Annotated in this window: 15 protein-coding genes; 6 read left to right on the plus strand and 9 right to left on the minus strand. The window is 60.7% G+C overall.

Annotation, left to right across the window (positions count from 1 at the left end; all coding sequences use genetic code 11):
• Positions 1-217: 217 nt before the first annotated feature.
• From FQ185_RS01200 to FQ185_RS30415, 7 genes are all read right to left on the minus strand, one after another.
• Entirely contained in the window at positions 218-1,738 is a 1,521-nt protein-coding gene (locus FQ185_RS01200; protein ID WP_149415850.1) for an aldehyde dehydrogenase family protein, read from the minus strand.
• Between the two features lie 275 nt (positions 1,739-2,013).
• Entirely contained in the window at positions 2,014-3,789 is a 1,776-nt protein-coding gene (locus FQ185_RS01205) for a PQQ-dependent methanol/ethanol family dehydrogenase (RefSeq protein ID WP_149415851.1), read from the minus strand.
• A gap of 146 nt (positions 3,790-3,935) precedes the next feature.
• Positions 3,936-4,874: a quinoprotein relay system zinc metallohydrolase 1 gene (locus FQ185_RS01210; protein WP_149415852.1), complete on the minus strand. Its 939-nt coding sequence runs from the start codon at positions 4,872-4,874 to the stop codon at positions 3,936-3,938.
• Positions 4,875-4,890: 16 nt separating this feature from the next.
• The gene (locus FQ185_RS01215) at positions 4,891-5,652 is read right to left on the minus strand and encodes a quinoprotein dehydrogenase-associated SoxYZ-like carrier (protein ID WP_149415853.1); all 762 of its coding nucleotides are present in this window, start codon (positions 5,650-5,652) and stop codon (positions 4,891-4,893) included.
• Entirely contained in the window at positions 5,652-6,527 is an 876-nt protein-coding gene (locus tag FQ185_RS01220; protein ID WP_149415854.1) for an ABC transporter substrate-binding protein, read from the minus strand. The genes FQ185_RS01215 and FQ185_RS01220 overlap by 1 nt, the downstream gene beginning before the upstream one ends.
• Positions 6,528-6,530: 3 nt before the next feature.
• Positions 6,531-6,992 (minus strand): cytochrome c-550 PedF, encoded by a 462-nt coding sequence (gene pedF, locus FQ185_RS01225; protein ID WP_149415855.1) that lies wholly within the window; start codon positions 6,990-6,992, stop codon positions 6,531-6,533.
• A 352-nt stretch (positions 6,993-7,344) separates the two neighbouring features.
• Positions 7,345-7,467, minus strand: a complete 123-nt coding sequence (locus FQ185_RS30415) for a hypothetical protein (protein WP_256730344.1) — start codon at positions 7,465-7,467, stop codon at positions 7,345-7,347.
• 158 nt (positions 7,468-7,625) lie between these two features.
• On the opposite strand from FQ185_RS30415, the gene FQ185_RS01230 reads away from it, so the two are divergent.
• The 6 genes from FQ185_RS01230 to FQ185_RS01255 all read left to right on the plus strand — a co-directional run bounded on the left by FQ185_RS01230 (position 7,626) and on the right by FQ185_RS01255 (position 12,727).
• Positions 7,626-8,810 carry an ABC transporter substrate-binding protein gene (locus FQ185_RS01230; protein WP_149415856.1) on the plus strand — a complete coding sequence of 395 codons (1,185 nt, stop codon included), beginning with the start codon at positions 7,626-7,628 and terminating at the stop codon, positions 8,808-8,810.
• Between the two features lie 37 nt (positions 8,811-8,847).
• Entirely contained in the window at positions 8,848-9,807 is a 960-nt protein-coding gene (locus tag FQ185_RS01235; protein WP_149415857.1) for a YVTN family beta-propeller repeat protein, read from the plus strand.
• Positions 9,804-10,535 (plus strand): ABC transporter ATP-binding protein, encoded by a 732-nt coding sequence (locus FQ185_RS01240; RefSeq protein WP_149415858.1) that lies wholly within the window; start codon positions 9,804-9,806, stop codon positions 10,533-10,535. Before FQ185_RS01235 ends, FQ185_RS01240 begins: the two co-directional genes overlap by 4 nt.
• Positions 10,532-11,323 carry an ABC transporter permease gene (locus FQ185_RS01245; RefSeq protein ID WP_149415859.1) on the plus strand — a complete coding sequence of 264 codons (792 nt, stop codon included), beginning with the start codon at positions 10,532-10,534 and terminating at the stop codon, positions 11,321-11,323. The genes FQ185_RS01240 and FQ185_RS01245 overlap by 4 nt, the downstream gene beginning before the upstream one ends.
• Before the next feature lie 124 nt (positions 11,324-11,447).
• On the plus strand, positions 11,448-12,005 hold the full coding sequence (locus FQ185_RS01250) for a PQQ-dependent catabolism-associated CXXCW motif protein (protein ID WP_149415860.1): 558 nt from the start codon (positions 11,448-11,450) through the stop codon (positions 12,003-12,005).
• 56 nt (positions 12,006-12,061) lie between these two features.
• Positions 12,062-12,727, plus strand: a complete 666-nt coding sequence (locus FQ185_RS01255; protein WP_149415861.1) for a response regulator transcription factor — start codon at positions 12,062-12,064, stop codon at positions 12,725-12,727.
• Positions 12,728-12,787: 60 nt separating this feature from the next.
• Here the strand turns inward: FQ185_RS01255 and nahK are convergent, their stop codons facing one another.
• Both nahK and nosP read right to left on the minus strand, forming a co-directional pair.
• Complete coding sequence (nahK, locus tag FQ185_RS01260) at positions 12,788-15,382, minus strand: hybrid sensor histidine kinase/response regulator NahK/ErcS' (protein ID WP_149416141.1); 2,595 nt, start codon at positions 15,380-15,382, stop codon at positions 12,788-12,790.
• Positions 15,351-16,514: a nitric oxide-sensing protein NosP gene (gene nosP / locus FQ185_RS01265; protein WP_149415862.1), complete on the minus strand. Its 1,164-nt coding sequence runs from the start codon at positions 16,512-16,514 to the stop codon at positions 15,351-15,353. Before nosP ends, nahK begins: the two co-directional genes overlap by 32 nt.
• Positions 16,515-16,576: the final 62 nt, after the last annotated feature.

Genomic DNA, 16,576 nt, shown 5'->3' on the forward strand with positions numbered 1-16,576 from the left:
AGGCGGAGGCGTGCGTTGGTAGGGGGTGTTACTTGATCTTCAAGTACACACCAGACCCCTGTGGGAGCGGTGGGCAGGATATCTGTGGAACACCACAAAACAAATGTGGGAGCGGGCTTGCCCGCGAAGGCGGCGTCACATTCAACACATTGGTTGACTGACAGACCGCTATCGCGGGCAAGCCCGCTCCCACAGGGTTTGCAGTGTTCTTGCGAAATTAGAAGAACCCCATCGGATTGATGTCGTAGCTCACCAGCAGGTTTTTGGTCTGCTGATAGTGGTCGAGCATCATCTTGTGGTTTTCACGGCCAACACCGGACTTCTTGTAGCCACCGAACGCGGCGTGGGCCGGGTACAGGTGGTAGCAGTTGGTCCACACCCGACCGGCCTTGATCGCACGGCCCATGCGGTAGGCACGGTTGATGTCGCGGGTCCACAGGCCGGCGCCGAGGCCGAACTCGCTGTCGTTGGCAATCGCCAGGGCTTCGGCTTCGTCCTTGAAGGTGGTGATACCCACCACCGGGCCGAAGATTTCTTCCTGGAACACGCGCATTTTGTTGTGGCCCTTGAGCAGGGTCGGCTGGATGTAATAACCCGTCGACAAGTCGCCTTCAAGACGCTCGGCCGCGCCGCCGGTGAGCAGCTCGGCGCCCTCCTCCTGAGCAATTTTCAGGTACGAGATAATCTTGTCGTATTGCTGCTCGGACGCCTGGGCGCCGACCATGGTTTCGGTATCCAGCGGGTTGCCGCGCTTGATTTTGACGATCTTCTTCATCACCACTTTCATGAAGTCGTCGTAGATCGATTCCTGAACCAGCGCCCGGGACGGACAGGTGCAGACTTCGCCCTGATTGAAGAACGCCAGCACCAGGCCTTCGGCGGCTTTCTCGATGAACTGTGGCTCGGCGTTCATGATGTCTTCGAAGAAAATGTTCGGCGACTTGCCGCCCAGTTCAACGGTCGACGGAATGATGTTTTCGGCCGCACATTTCATGATGTGCGCGCCAATCGGGGTGGAACCGGTGAAGGCAATCTTGGCGATGCGCTTGCTGGTGGCCAGCGCCTCACCGGCTTCGCGACCGAAACCCTGAACGATGTTCAGCACGCCGGGTGGCAGCAAATCGGCGATCAGCTCGGCGAAGATCATGATCGACAGCGGGGTTTGCTCGGCAGGTTTGAGTACCACGCAGTTACCGGCGGCCAGGGCCGGTGCGAGTTTCCAGGCGGCCATCAGCAGCGGGAAGTTCCACGGGATGATCTGTCCGACCACGCCCAGCGGTTCATGGAAGTGATAGGCCGTGGTCAGCTCGTTGATCTCGGCGGCGCCGCCTTCCTGCGCGCGGATGCACCCGGCGAAATAGCGGAAGTGGTCGGCGGCCAGCGGCACGTCGGCGTTAAGGGTTTCGCGCACGGCTTTGCCGTTGTCCCAGGTTTCGGTGACGGCGAGGATTTCCAGGTTTTGCTCGATGCGGTCGGCGATTCTCAGCAGCACCAGGGAGCGGTCCTGCGCCGAGGTCTTGCCCCAGGCGTCGGCGGCGGCATGCGCTGCGTCGAGAGCTTTTTCGATGTCGGCGGCGCTGGAGCGCGGGAATTCGGCGATCACTTCACCGGTGACCGGTGAGGTGTTGGTGAAGTATTCGCCATTGACCGGCGCGACGAACTCGCCGCCGATGAAGTTGCCGTAGCGCGCCTTGAACGTAATGACGGCGCCTGGTGTTCCGGGTTGTGCGTAGATCATGGTGGGCCTCTGTCTGGGTCGATGCCTGTTGTGCGAACAGGCGATGAACCGATAGTAGAGAGCCCCGCGTGCCAGACGAATGCGCCGTTGGCAGGAGGACTCTCGTTATTTGGTAGTAGGAGCTGAGCTTGCTCGCGATTGGAGCGCCACAGTCTTGATCGTTCCCACGCTCTGCGTGGGAATGCCTCTACGGACGCTCTGCGTTCGGCTCTTGGGACGCAGAGCGTCCCGGGCTGCATTCCCACGCGGAGCGTGGGAACGATCAGTGGCAGGTATCAGTGTTTGGCGACCAGGTCTTTCGGCAGCTTGAAGGTCCAGAGCATCCCGCCCTGGTTGAAGTCCTTGATGCGCTTGGCCACTTCGCCGCCCCACAGCGGAACAGCCCCCCCCCAACCGGACAGCACCGAGACGTACTGTTCGCCGTCCATTTCCCAGGTCACAGGCGAGCCGAGTACGCCGGAGCCGGTCTGGAATTCCCAGACTTTCTCGCCGGTCTTGGCATTGAACGCCTGCAGGAAACCTTCCGGCGTACCGGTGAACACCAGGTTGCCTTTGGTGGTCAGCACCCCGCCCCACAGCGGCGCGAAGTTCTTATGGCGCCAGACTTCCTTGCCGGTTTTCGGGTCGATGGCGCGCAGCACGCCGATGTAATCTTCATTCAGCGGTTTGATGGTGAAGCCGGCACCGAGGAACGCCGCGCCTTTCTTGTAGGCGATGCCTTCGTTCCAGATGTCCATGCCCCATTCGTTGGATGGCACATAGAACAATCCGGTGTCCTTGTTGTAGGCCATCGGCATCCAGTTTTTCGCGCCGAGGAATGCCGGCGCTACGAATACCGAACTGCCTTTGGCTTCAGTGCCGGGCGCGCCTGGGCGGCTGGCTTCGTTGTAGATCGGCCGACCGTCTTTATCCAGGCCGGTGGCCCAGGTGATTTTGTCCACGAACGGGAAGCCGCGAATGAATTTGCCGTTGGTGCGGTCCAGCACGTAGAAGAAACCGTTACGGTCAGCGGTCGCGGCAGCTTTGATCTCTTTGCCGCCTTCTGTGTAGTTGAACGAGACCAGCTCGTTCACGCCGTCATAGTCCCAGCCATCGTGAGGCGTGCTCTGGAAGTGCCACTTGATGGTGCCGTCGTCCGGGTTCAGCGCCAGGCGCGACGAGGAGTAGAGATTGTCGCCAGGACGCAGGTGCGAGTTCCACGGCGCCGGGTTGCCAGTGCCGAACAGCAGCAGATTGGTTTCCGGGTCGTAGTAACCGCCCAGCCAAGGGGCGGCGCCGCCGGTTTTCCAGAGGTCGCCGGGCCAGGTCTTGCCCGCTTCACCGCCAGAGATACCGTTCTCTACCGCTTTACCATCCTTGTAGGTGTAACCCATGTGGCCTTCGACGGTAGGTCGGGTCCACAACAGATCGCCGTTTTTCGGGTCGTAGGCTTCGATTTTGCCAACCACCCCAAACTCGCCACCGGCCACGCCGGTGATCAGTTTGCCGTTGATCACCAGCGGCGCGGCGCTGATTGAATAGCCTTCTTTGTGGTCGGCAACTTTCTTGCTCCAGACGACTTTGCCGGTGTCCTTGTTCAGGGCCACCAGCTTGGCGTCGAGGGTGCCGAAGAACACCAGGTCGCCGTACAGCGCCACGCCACGGTTGATCACGTCGCAGCACGGGCGGATGTCATCGGGCAGGCGCGCATCGTATTGCCAGAGTTTTTTGCCGGTGCGCGCATCCACCGCAAACACTCGCGAGTAGGAACCGGTCATGTACATCACGCCGTCCTTGATCATCGGCTGTGCTTGCTGACCGCGCTGTTTTTCACCACCGAAGGAAAACGCCCAGACCGGGCGCAAGTCCTTGACGTTGTTGACGTTGAGGGTGTCCAGCGGGCTGTAGCGTTGACCCTGGACGCCCAGACCGTTGGTGACGATCTGCTCCGGGTTCTTGGGGTCCTGGAGAATGTCTTGATCGGTGACGGCGGCCAATGCCTGACCGGACAACAGCATGGCACTGAGCAGCACACTCAAGACGAAGGGTTGGCGACGTGCGGGTTGGGTCATGACGGCTACCTCTGCAGTTTTTGTTATACCCGGGAAATTTTCCCGGTCTGGTGCAGATTCTTGGGCGCCGCCGCCCTTGCAACAATTGTCCGCAGTGCTGAGATTGCTAGTTCCTTCGTACCGGGTCGGAGGAAATGAACGATCAGTCAGTGGTTTTTGCCGGAATCAACTCGGGTCATCTGCCCGCGCTCGTAACGCGGATACAGATGGCTGACGCTGCGGATCAGCTCGTAACGACTCAGGCTGATCCCGGTGAACCGTTCAGGAATGGGGCTGCGGATCATCTCGGCCATGTCGCGGCCATTGGCGGCGCCATCGCGCATCAGTTGGTCGAGCCAGGTGAGGTAGTCGCGCATTTGCTCGAAGGGTTTTGTATCCGTGGCCACAGGGCCGTGACCGGGGACGAGCAAACTCCACGGCAAAGCCTCAAGTATGGCGATATCCGCCAGCCAAACCGCCAGCCCAGGACTGTTCGGCGTGGTCAGTGCCCGTTGATAAAACACCAAATCCCCGGCAAACAACACGCCGGTTTTCTGGTCGAGAATAGCCAGATCCGCGCCCGTGTGCCCACCCAGGCTCAGCAGACGAAAATCGTGATCCCCAAAACTGAGTACGCCCGGGGTCAGCGCCTGGGTCGGCAACACCACTTCGGTGCCACGCATCCAGTCGCCCACCAGCCGATACATGTTCTCGGCCATGGCATCGCCCTGCTGATGCAACAACTCAGTGGTGCCAGCCAACGCGCCGATCGGCACGTCAGCAAAGGCCTGGTTGCCGAGCACATGATCAGGATGATGATGGGTCAGCAGCACCTCGATCACCGGTTTGTCGGTGGTTGCGGCAATGGCTTTGCGCATCGCTTCGCCGTAGTGTTTCGACGGCCCGGTGTCGATCACCACTACACCCTGCTCAGTAACGATGAACGCGGTGTTGACGATGTTGCCGCCATTGGCCTTGGTGAAATTGTCGGTGCTGCCTTCCAGCAGCCAGGTATCTTCGGCGATCTCTCGGGGCTTGAGTGTGTATTCCAGATCGGCCAGGGCCGGCAGGCTCAGACTCATGAACAACAGCAGCATCCAGCGCATCACGCGCTCCTTCGGGTCAGGGTATGGCCGCATCGAATTGATTGCCGCTGTTGTCGCGCAGCATCAGGCGCGTCTGCCCTGTCCCTTCGATGTCGAAGGTCAGGTTGGGGTTTTCGCTGACGGCGGGAAACAGCTCAAGACGGGCCAGCACTTGATCGTTCTGATCGCGCAGCTCGGCGTGATTGATGAAGAATTCCGGGATGCCACTGACCATGCCGTTGTCCATCGGATGTGCGACTTGCATGCGCACGCGGCTGAATTCGCCACGGGGAAAACGACCACCGAGCACTTCGCCGATGTGGTCCTCCCAACCCGGTTGCGTGCGCACCACGCTGGGCGCCGTGCAACCGCCGCCCGCCGCATCGATCAGGGTCGAGCCGACATGCCACAACCCGTCACGGGTCAGTACCGCCGCACGCAGCGGCGTGGCCTGTTCGATACGGATGCGGATCGACAGCCACGGCAACACGCGGTCCACTGGCTGGAAATCAACGATTTTCGGCAAGGGATTAAGTTCGGCCCAGACGAGTATTTTCACCACCTCGCCCTTGAACGCCCGGGCGTCGATTTCCAGCGGAACCTGGCGCGCGTCTTCAGCGAACGGCGGCACCAGCAGCTTGACACGCTCGTCGAACACGAACGGCGCATCGCCGAGCATTTGCTTGTGATAGAAGGCCCACATCACCGACGGCACCGGGTCTTTACTCGGCTCGATATCCGCCGCGAGCGCAGCCAGGGGTAACCAGCAAGCCAGCAGACCACTCGCTCGCCAATTCACTATTGATACATCTCGGGCACGTCGTACTGCAGGCCGTAATGGTCATAAATGGCTTTCACCGAGCCCTCGCGGATCAAGACCTCCAACGCCTCTTCCACGGCATAGGCCAGTTGACGGTTGCTTTCGTGCACCGCCATGCCGATTTCCCAAAGCTGCTTGCCCATGTTCGGGTAGGCGTTTTTCGCCAGCGCCACTTGTGGATCAGCCGCCTCATGCACTTGCCAGTCGATCTCACCGCGCATGGCCATCACCGCGTCGACTTCGCCGGCCTTCATCGCAGCGAAAGCCTGAGGCACGCCGGGATAGTGGTGGGTTTTGCCGGCGAGCATGCCGTTGAACACCGAGGTCAGGTAGAACGACGGCACGCTGTCGACTTCGACGCCGATCGGGTGCTGCTCGAACACGGCGACACTGCCCACCTTGTCCAGTCGACGGCGGTCAAAAGCGACTTGCCATTGTTCGTTCTGGTACGGCCCGAACATCACCACGTGGCCGTTTTCCAGCTCGCCCAGTTCATTGCGTTTGCGGGCGTAATCGCGGTCGTATGGCACGCGCATCATCAGGTCGGCCAATTGCTGATCGTGCAACTGACTGGCGCGCCAGATGTAGTCGCGCAGGTCGTCGTCGAGCTTCTCGCCAGCGGGCGCCCAGATCAGCTTGAGCTGCACGCCAAGCGCCTTGGCCAACGCCTGGGCGAGTTCGACATCTACACCACGGGCCTGGCCGGCGTCATCAAAACTGTAGGGAGCGAAATCCTTGTAGACCGCCACTTTCAACTCCCCGGCGGCGATCATTTCGTCATAGGTACGGACCTGCGCCTGCACCGTCTGGCAGCACAGCAACACAGCGCTGATCAACACAGCGAACAGGCGCATGGGTTACTCCTCGACGTGAACGCTATCCAGATAGGTGCGCACTGCCCACAAGGCTTCCTGGCTCAGGTAGTCGGCCATCTTCGGCATGTAGACCCGACCGTCACGCACGGCGCCGTGACGCACGCGCTCGACGAACCATTCATCACCGGCATCGGCGACATCAAGCATGCGCAAATCGGGGGCAATGCCGCCGGATTTGGCTTCCAGACCATGACAGGCGGCGCAGTTCTGGTTGTAGGCCGAGGAGCCGATTTCCACGGCCTTATCATGTTCCGGGGAGGTGCGGTAAGGGTTCACCGACGCCCAGCCATCGGCATCGACCGGCACGCCGGCATCCTTGATCGAGGTCAGGCCAGGGGTGGCGACAGCCTGAGGCACCACATTGCCGTGGGCCCAGACGGAACCAGCGCTGATTAAACCGGCCAGCAGCCCGGCAACAAATAAGGCGTTGCGTTTTGTTGTCATTGTTATGCCCTCTTGATTGCACGCAAAACCTCTTTGAAGAGGCTATGGCACCCATCTTAGGAAGGGCTTCGCGCAAGACCCATGCTGCTTTGGTGGCCGCCGTCTAGTTCCTTGGTAGTAGGGCTTGTGGCGCACACCTGAATCAGGTGCCGCACCCTGCGTCACCCGTGCGCAGGATTCAAGCCTCGCGTCGATGGCGGGACGCCGGTTGCACAACGACTTGGGACAAGTGAACTTGTTGCCCCACCACTGATCGTTCCCATGCTCCGCGTGGGAACGATCATCTAACGTAGACGTGACCTGCAATTTGCTCTTGAGCAATGTCAGGTGATTGGAGTTGCGGATGGCATGCCTAGCGCCCTGATGACATGGGCAAGACCTGCAACGGCGCGGGGCGCGGGCCGTGGAGCTTGTCGACACCGATCAGGGTCAGGATCAGCAGCAACGGCAGAAGCAGCGCTTTGAGAATACGCATGATCGATTGCCTCCCGTGTGATGGCCGTTATTGCCCATGCTAAAACCGCGCCGCCCCGAGCGAGCTACTACCTTGGTACTGCCTCACTGGTACTTTCTGCATATTTCCTTCTGCCTCGCAGCGTTCCTATGCTGGCGCTACCAGTAATGGAGTGCCCTATGCGCCAGCTTGCCCCTTACGCCCTGATCTACCTGTTGGCGATTGCCTGCGCCGCCGGGCTGGCGACCCACAGCCAGGCTGCGGACGCGCCGTTGCAGGTGCAGATCGGCTACCTCGGCTATCGCCCTGATCCGGGCCCGTTGCTGTCGAACGTCATTCCCGAGCCGGTCGATGCAGGGCTGCGCGGCGCGGAACTGGCGATCACTGACAGCAACAGCACCGGGCGTTTCCTGAACCACAGCTACAACCTGGTCAGCGCCAACGTCGACAGCCCCGAAGCTTTGCTCGAAGCCGCCAAAACCCAACACGCGCAGGGTTTGCGTCTGTTTGTGGTGAACGCACCGGCCGCCAGCCTGCGCCAACTCAGCGTCGCGCTACCGGATAGCCTGCTTTTCAACGCCGGCAGCCCAGACGACAGCCTGCGCACCACCGATTGCCTGCCGAACGTGCTGCACAGCCTGCCGAGCCGGGCGATGCTCGCCGATGCGCTGGCGCAATTTCTGGTGGTGCGCAAATGGCAACGGGCGCTGCTGATCGTCGGCCCGACCGCGGACGATCAAGCCTATGCCGCCGCCCTGCGCCGTGCCGCCAAACGCTTCGGCCTGAAACTGGTGGCGGAAAAAGCCTGGAGCTTCGATAACGATCAGCGTCGCAGCGCCCAGGCCGACATGCCGCTGTTCACCCAGACCGCCGAATACGACGTGGTGCTGGTGGCGGATGAACGCGGCGATTTTGGCGAATACGTGCCCTACCAGACCTGGTACCCACGGCCGGTCGCCGGCACTCAGGGGGTGACCCCGGTGGGATGGCACAAAACCGTGGAAACCTACGGCGCCGCGCAGTTGCAGAAACGCTTCGAAGCCCTGACCGGGCGCTGGATGAATGACCGCGATTTTGCCGCCTGGATCGCCGTGCGCAGCATCGCCAGTGCCGTGAGCAAACTGCGTCAGGTCGATCCGGTGGCGATCCGTACGCTTGAGATCAGCGATCAATTGCCGCTGGACGGTTTCAAGGGTCGCAAGCTCAGTTATCGGCCATGGAACGGCCAGTTGCGCCAGCCGATTCCCATCGTCCAACCCCGGGCGCTGGTCAGCACGTCGCCGCAGGACGGTTTCCTGCACCCTTTTAATGAAATGGACAGCCTGGGCTACGACAAGCCTGAGGTCAGCTGCCGCTTTCCCTGATCCACCTCCACAACAATTACAACAAAAGGAATCCGCCATGCGCCGCACCCTGCTTTCTTGCGCCCTGCTGCTTGCTGCCGGGCACGCCGTGGCCAGCACCGCTTGGGTCTCCAACGAAAAAGACAACAGCTTGAGCCTGATCGACCTGCAGACCCTGCAAGTCACCGACACCCTGCCCGTCGGCCAGCGCCCACGCGGTCTGCTGCTGTCCCACGACAACAAACTGCTGTACATCTGCGCCAGCGATTCGGACCGGGTCCAGGTGATGGACGTGGCCACGCGCAAGATCATCAAAGAGCTGCCTTCGGGCAAGGACCCCGAGCAATTCGCCCTGCATCCCAACAACCGCTGGCTGTACGTTTCCAACGAAGACGATGCGCTGGTGACGGTGATCGACACCGAAACCTCCAAGGTGCTGAGCCAGATCAGTGTCGGTGTCGAACCCGAAGGCATGGCCGTCAGCCCCGACGGCAAATGGGCGGTGAACACCAGCGAAACCACGAACATGCTGCACTGGATCGACACCAGCACCCAGACCCTGGCCGACAGCACCCTGGTGGATCAGCGGCCGCGCTTCGTCGAGTTCGCGCCGGATGGCTCCAAGCTCTGGGCCTCGGCGGAAATCGGCGGCACGGTGACGATTCTCGATGTCGCGACCCGCCAGACCCTCAAGACCCTGACCTTCCAGATCAAAGGCGTGCACCCGGATAAAGTCCAGCCGGTGGGCATCAAGCTCAGCGCTGACGGCAAGTACGGTTTCGTCGCCCTCGGCCCGGCCAATCATGTGGCGGTGATCGATGCCAAGACCTTCGAAATTCTTGATTACCTGCTGGTCGGCCGGCGTGTCTGGCAGATGTCGTTTACCCCGGATCAGAAGCAATTACTGGCCACCAATGGTGTCAGCGGCGATGTGTCGGTGATCGATGTCGACAGTCTCAAGGTCACCAAGTCGATCAAGGTCGGACGCTATCCGTGGGGCGTGGTGGTGACGCCATGAAAGCACTGGAAGTCAGCGAGCTGAGTTTCGCCTATGGTGCGAAAGAGGCGTTGCGCCAGGTGAATTTCAGCTTGGCGCCCGGCCGTTTTGCGGCGCTGCTTGGGCCGAACGGCGCGGGCAAATCCACGCTGATTGCCCTGCTCACTCGGCTCTACGATTTACAGCGCGGTGACATTCGGGTCGGCGGCTGTTCGCTGCGCAACGCAGCGCGCCCGGCGCTTAAGCAATTGGGTGTGGTGTTTCAGCAAAGCACGCTGGACCTGGACCTCAGCGTCGAGCAAAACCTGCGGTATCACGCCGCGCTGCATGGGATGTCGCGGCGTCAGACCGGTCTTCGGGTCGACGCCGAACTGGCTCGTCAGGCCTTGACCGAACGCCGTCGCGAGCGGGTTCGCGAACTCAATGGCGGCCATCGTCGTCGGGTGGAAATCGCCCGCGCCTTGCTGCATGAGCCGCGCCTGCTGTTGCTCGACGAGGCCAGCGTCGGCCTCGATCCGGCCAGCCGTCTTGCACTCAATCAACACATTCGCAGTTTGTGCCGCGAGCAAGGCATCAGCGTGCTGTGGACCACTCACTTACTCGATGAAGTACAGCCGAGCGACGACTTGTTGATCCTTCATCAGGGCCGGTTGGTCGCCAGCGGACAGGCCGACGCCCTGAGCCTGGAGCACGGCGGCGATCTCGGTTCGGCCTTCGCTCGCCTGACCACCTCTGGAGTCGCCCGATGAATGCCTACTGGCAATGTTTCAGCGGCATCGTGCTGCGTGAATGGCTGCGTTTTGTGTTGCAGCGCACGCGGTTTCTCAGCGCTTTGGTCCGGCCGTTGCTGTGGTTGCTGGTGTTTGCGGCAGGTTTTCGCGCCGCGCTCGGGATCGCGATCATCGAGCCCTACGACACCTACATTCCCTACGAGGTCTACATCATTCCCGGCCTGGCCTGCATGATCCTGCTGTTCAACGGCATGCAAGGTTCGCTGTCGATGGTCTACGACCGGGAGATGGGCAGCATGCGCGTGCTGCTGACCAGCCCCCTGCCCCGGACTTTTCTGCTGTGCAGCAAACTGTTGGCCACCTCACTGATTTCGTTGTTGCAGGTGTATGCCTTCCTGGCGATTGCCTGGGTGTACGGCGTGCAGCCCCCGGCCATGGGTCTGTTGATTGCCTTGCCGGCGTTGCTGCTGGTGGCGTTGATGCTCAGCGCGTTGGGCCTGTTGCTGTCAAATGCGATCCGCCAACTGGAGAACTTTGCCGGGGTGATGAATTTCGTGATCTTCCCGCTTTTTTTCCTCTCGTCGGCGCTGTATCCGCTGTGGAAGATGCGCGAGTCCAGTGAGTGGTTGTACTGGTTGTGCGCTTTGAACCCATTCAGTCATGCGGTGGAGCTGGTGCGGTTTGCGTTGTATGAGCGTTTCAATCCGCTGGCGCTGGTGGTGTGTTTGGGGCTGACACTGGCGTTCGCTCTGCTCGCCGTACTCACCTTCAACCCACAACACGCCGCCCTGCGCAAATCCAACTGACCACAGGGATTGTGTTGAACAGGCTGAAATTACTACTTTAGTACTGCTTTACCTGTCTATCGTCGCATTCCCAACGCATCAAGACTGGCATGTAATGGGTTCATAATTATAAGGATTGAACCCCATGCCGCGTGCCCGACATCGTCTGCTGCGCCCTTCTCTCGCTGCGCTATCGCTGAGCCTGTTAGCGGGCCTCGCGCAGGCCGAAACACCGCTGTTCTCCGCCGACGGCTATCGCATCGGCCTTTATCGCAGCCCGACCCCAAATCAAGTACAGGGCGCAGGCATCATCGATACCGCGGCCCTGCAAACCCTGCTGACCCAGACACCCCGTCCGGTGCTGATCGACGTCTACCGCCGCCAGTGGTTGCAAGGACGTTTCATCGAGGACCAGCCCCACGAAAACCTTCCCGGCAGCCATTGGCTGGCCAATACCGGCGATGGTGACCTGACAGCCGACTGGCAGGCCTATTTTGCGCGTAACCTGAACACTTTGACCGCAGGCGATCACGCACAACCGCTGGTCTTCTATTGCCGTTCCGATTGTTGGCTGAGCTGGAATGCGGTGAAACGCGCCGCCGCCATGGGCTATAAGTCAGTGTATTGGTATCGCGATGGCCTGGATGCCTGGCAAGCGGCGAACCTGCCCGTTGTGCCGGCCCGACCCGAGCCCTTCCCCTGACACGAGCGCTTGCCTGCTGTTGCCACACCATAATGAAAATAATGAGGTGAAAGGCTATGTACAAAATTCTGATTGCCGACGATCACCCGCTGTTTCGCGAAGCCATTCATAACGTCATCAGCGATGGTTTTCCGGGCAGCGAGGTGATGGAAACCGCCGATCTCGACAGCGCCCTGGCGCTAACCCAGGATCACGACGACCTGGATCTGATCCTGCTCGACCTGAACATGCCGGGTATGCACGGCCTCAACGGCCTGATCAACCTGCGCAACGAAGCACCGACCATTCCGGTGGTGATCGTCTCGGCCGAGCAGGACAAACAGATCGTGCTGCAGGCCATCACCTACGGCGCGGTGGGCTTCATCACCAAATCCTCGCCACGGATGCAGATGACCGAAGCCATCCAGCAAATTCTCAACGGTAACGTCTACTTGCCACCGGACATCATTCGCACGCAAAAACCCGGCACCCACCGCCGCATGAACGACAACCCGAGCTTCCCGCCCGAGCTGCTCCAGGCCCTGACCCGCAAGCAATTGCTGGTGCTGGAGCGCATGACCAAAGGCGAGTCGAACAAGCAGATTGCTTACACCCTGGAAATCGCCGAAACCACGGTCAAGGCCCACGTTTCGGCGATCCTGCGCAAACTCAACGTGCACAACCGGGTGCAGGCGATCCTGAGTGCCGGGGATATTGATTTCGGGTCTTATCTGCGGCGCTGAGATCGGGGCAACTACTAGACCGAGTCGCCCGCGATGGGGGCATTGAACACACCGCGAGTCTCAGGGCCTGCCGAGTAGGTGACTCATCGCCGTCTTGAGTTTCATTGGCCGCACCGGCTTATGCATCAAGGTATGGCCCAGTTCGCGAATCTGCAATTTCAGCTCATTGCTGTAGTTGGCAGTAATCATCATCGCCGGAATAGCCGAGCCGCGACGGGCGTTGATGCGGGCCACGGCGTCGACGCCATTCTGATCGTCATCCAGGTGATAGTCAGCGATCAACAGATCCGCCTCTTCGTGGTAGTTGTCCACCTGCCGCGCCAGATCCTGCTCCGACAATGCCGTGATCACCCGACACCCCCACCCTTCAAGCAACGTGCGCATACCGGCACAAATGGCCGCGTCATTATCCAGCACCCACACCCGCGCCCCGCGCAGACGCTCGAGCATCGGCTCACTCATCAACAGGCTCGGCAGCGCCTTCGGTGCGGTCGCACTCAACGGCACTTCAACGGAGAACATCGATCCCTTGCCCGGCCACGAACGCACATGTATCCGGTGACCGAGAATCCCGGCGATTTTTTCCACGATCGCCAAACCCAGACCCAACCCGCGATCCTGATCCGGACGCTGTACATCACCGCGTTTGAACTCCTGAAAAATCTCTTCCAGACGGTTTTCCGCAATGCCCATGCCGCTGTCCCACACCTCGATCGACAGCCGTTGGTGATGGCGCCGGCAACCGAGTACCACGCGACCGCTGTAGGTGTAGCGAATGGCGTTGCTCAATAGATTCCGCAGGATTCGCGCCAGCAATTGAATGTCGCTGCGCACCAGCGCCGAACACGGGATGAAATGCAGTTCCAGCCCTTCACTGCGAGCCACCTGGGTGTACTCGGCAGCCAGGTTTTCCAGCAATTCGCTCAGGGCAAACGGCGCAATGTCGGCCTTGATTACCCCGGCATCGAGTTTGGAAATGTCCACCAGCGTGCCCAACAGATTCTCCACGTCTTCCAGCGAATTGCTGACATTGCGCACCAAAATCGCATTGGCCACCGGTTCACACCGCTCCAGTAAAGCACTGGTAAATAGCCGCGCAGCATTGAGCGGTTGCAGCAAGTCATGGCTCACGGCAGCGAGAAACTTGGTCTTCGACAAGTTGGCCTGCTCGGCCTCGAGTTTGGCCTCGCGCAAGCGGGATTCCGCCCGCCGACGCTCGTCGATCTCGCGCAGCAACTGGTCATTGAGCGTGGTCAGTTCTGCGGTCCGTTCGCGCACCCGCAACTCTAGGTTCTGATAGGCCTGGTGCAGCGCTTCGGCGGTGCGGCGGCGCTCGGTGATGTCGCGGATCAGCACGAAGATCCCCACCACTTCCCCGGTGGCCAGGCGATTGGGTACGTAGGAGCGCAGCATGTAGCGCTCCTGGTTGTTGATGTTGGTTTCAGCGACCTCGAACGTCACGCTCTCACCAGCCAAAGCCCGCGTCACATAGGCTTCCAGGCGCTGGTAATGCTGCTCGCTGTGCACTTCCCGCAAGCTCTGCCCGAGCATTACGCCCCGTGGCCAGCAATACCATTCTTCGTACACCTTGTTGGTGAACTCGTAGACCAGATCGGCATTCAGGTAGGCAATCAACGCCGGCACATGGTCGGTGATCAGGCGAATCCAGCGCTCGCTTTCGCTTAGCGCTTCGGCGTGTTGGTAGCGTTCGGTGATGTCGGTGAAGGTGTTGACGAAACCGCCGGTGGGCAGCGGATGGGTGCGGATTTCCAGCACTCGGCCATCGTAGAGGCGCTGCTCGCATTCCAGCACGTGCCGCCCGTTCAGATCCCGACTGGCCGGGGTCAGCAGATTCAACTCACTGTCGCCGATTACTTCGGCAAACAGACGATGGGCCGCCACCGGGGCCAGGCCGCTGAGTTCGAGGAAACGCCGGTTCCACAACTCCAGAATGCCCTCTGCGTTGACCATCGCCACGCCTTGGGACAGGTTGTCGACCGCCCGTTGCAACAAATGGGATTTCTGCGCCACCGCCTGCTCACGGCGCACGGTTTCGCTGAGTTTGACGTCGGTAATGTCGGTGAACAGGATCACCCGCCCACCTTCTTGGGTGGGTCGTTCGCTGACTTGCAACCAGCGGCCGTCCTGCAGGCGATAGAGCAGGTTTTCGTCGGCATGCCCGCGCGGCTCTTCAGTGAACAGCCCGGTGGAGGACATCAGTCGCTTGACCTCGGCCAGGCGCATGCCGGCGTTGATCCGCACCCGGCTGTTGCCCCAGAACGCCTTGAAACGGCTGTTGAACAGCACGATCCGTTGGTCGGCATCGAACAGCACGAACGCATCGGAAATGCTCTCGATGGCATCGATCAAATGCTGATGCGCGGTTTCCGCGCGCAACCGTGCCTCGCTGAGCAAGTGATTGCCCGACTTGAGTTCAGCCATGGCCTGGTTCAAGGCATCGGTGCGCTCACGCACCTGCTCGGCCAGCACCACTGAATGCTGGAACGCCGCGTACGGATCATTGCCGCGAGTGATGCCGGACTCGATCCGCTCGATCAACGCGCCGTTGATGCGCTGCAGTTTGTGGTTGTCGCGCTGCAGGCTGGCGATCTGCGCCTGAAGCTCAGCGATGTCCAGGGGACCGGCCTCGGGCAATGGCAACCCCGGTAAAGGTCTGGTTGATGTGCATGCCATTGAACTGTTCTCCATAGGTGTTGAAACCCATCACCCGTTGGTCACGCAAAAACGTTCCGATCTGCTCCAGACTGCCGCCGTCTTCGAGTTCCAGACGCCTGAGAAAGCAGTCGCAGCCAATGGTCAGCAACAGGTCGCCGAGGCGCTCCTGTAACCCTTCGAACAGGCTTTGCAGATTCGGCAGCATCGGGCCTGGCGTCATGACGGTGAGGACGATGCCGTTTTCCACCGCGCAGTAGAAACTCAGGCTCAGGTCCGGATGAACCTGCTGGATGGCGCGCACGTAATATTGATCGTTGATCCGAACCGCCAAGGGATGCGCGGCGAAGATCCGATGATCGAGCTCGGCCACCGGCACACCGATGTGCCGGGCGTACTCCTCGGCGGCCGGCTCGGCATTGAGTTCAAAGACCCGGCGCGAGGCGCTGTCGGCGCCGGTGACCACCAGTTTTTCCGCCCTCGGCAAGATGTGGTGAGTGGTGAAGACTTCGAAGTCGAGCCAGGTGTTGACCAGCACCACTACGGCCGCGCCGCTGTAGAACTCGCCATTGAAATAGACGTGGGTGTGGGTCAGGTAATTGTCGTCGCCGGCCGAACCGCCGAAATGCGGAATATCGCCCAACGCCGCGCTCAGGGCTGCGAGGACCATTTCTTCACGGCTGGACAACCCATCGAGCAGGGTCAGGGCAAAGCTGTTGCCCTTGATCGGCGCCAACGTGTTGCTGCGACAGCCACTGACCAGGCGCTCGACCATTTGCTGGGCGTCGATCAGGCTGAAGCGTTCCATCTCGCAGATCAGCTCGGCGTCGATGGAAAAATGCCGATGGTCGAAACCCACCGCCGTCACACAGTTGCGGCCGTAGCCCAGTGGCGTGATCTCCCCGGCGCTGGTGCAGCCCACCAGGCGAATGCCGCCGAAGCTTTGTTGCAAGGCCTGGCCCAGCGCCTGCAAGTCGTACTCGGCGGAACAGAAGAACAGCACGAAGCCCAAGTGCGGATGCAACAGTTGTCGCGCCAGCTCCTGGGCCACCTGTTGGGCATCGGTGGCCTGGGACATTGCACTGACCACACCTTCACTCTGGACCTGCTGCATCGTCGCCTCCCGCAGGTGCGCATGTATGAGGTTGGAGTGTACGAAGCCTGCGGGCCGCAACG

Source organism: Pseudomonas sp. ANT_H12B, assembly GCF_008369325.1.
GTDB lineage: Bacteria > Pseudomonadota > Gammaproteobacteria > Pseudomonadales > Pseudomonadaceae > Aquipseudomonas.

Excerpts from the sequence above, each read along its gene's own strand:
- FQ185_RS01200 (WP_149415850.1), bottom strand. The coding sequence starts at position 1,738 with ATGATCTACGCACAACCCGGAACACCAGGCGCCGTCATTACGTTCAAG.
- FQ185_RS01205 (WP_149415851.1), bottom strand. The coding sequence starts at position 3,789 with ATGACCCAACCCGCACGTCGCCAACCCTTCGTCTTGAGTGTGCTGCTC.
- FQ185_RS01210 (WP_149415852.1), bottom strand. The coding sequence starts at position 4,874 with ATGCGCTGGATGCTGCTGTTGTTCATGAGTCTGAGCCTGCCGGCCCTG.
- FQ185_RS01220 (WP_149415854.1), bottom strand. The coding sequence starts at position 6,527 with ATGCGCCTGTTCGCTGTGTTGATCAGCGCTGTGTTGCTGTGCTGCCAG.
- pedF (WP_149415855.1), bottom strand. The coding sequence starts at position 6,992 with ATGACAACAAAACGCAACGCCTTATTTGTTGCCGGGCTGCTGGCCGGT.
- FQ185_RS30415 (WP_256730344.1), bottom strand. The coding sequence starts at position 7,467 with ATGCGTATTCTCAAAGCGCTGCTTCTGCCGTTGCTGCTGATCCTGACC.
- FQ185_RS01230 (WP_149415856.1), top strand. The coding sequence starts at position 7,626 with ATGCGCCAGCTTGCCCCTTACGCCCTGATCTACCTGTTGGCGATTGCC.
- FQ185_RS01235 (WP_149415857.1), top strand. The coding sequence starts at position 8,848 with ATGCGCCGCACCCTGCTTTCTTGCGCCCTGCTGCTTGCTGCCGGGCAC.
- FQ185_RS01240 (WP_149415858.1), top strand. The coding sequence starts at position 9,804 with ATGAAAGCACTGGAAGTCAGCGAGCTGAGTTTCGCCTATGGTGCGAAA.
- FQ185_RS01245 (WP_149415859.1), top strand. The coding sequence starts at position 10,532 with ATGAATGCCTACTGGCAATGTTTCAGCGGCATCGTGCTGCGTGAATGG.
- FQ185_RS01250 (WP_149415860.1), top strand. The coding sequence starts at position 11,448 with ATGCCGCGTGCCCGACATCGTCTGCTGCGCCCTTCTCTCGCTGCGCTA.
- FQ185_RS01255 (WP_149415861.1), top strand. The coding sequence starts at position 12,062 with ATGTACAAAATTCTGATTGCCGACGATCACCCGCTGTTTCGCGAAGCC.
- nosP (WP_149415862.1), bottom strand. The coding sequence starts at position 16,514 with ATGCAGCAGGTCCAGAGTGAAGGTGTGGTCAGTGCAATGTCCCAGGCC.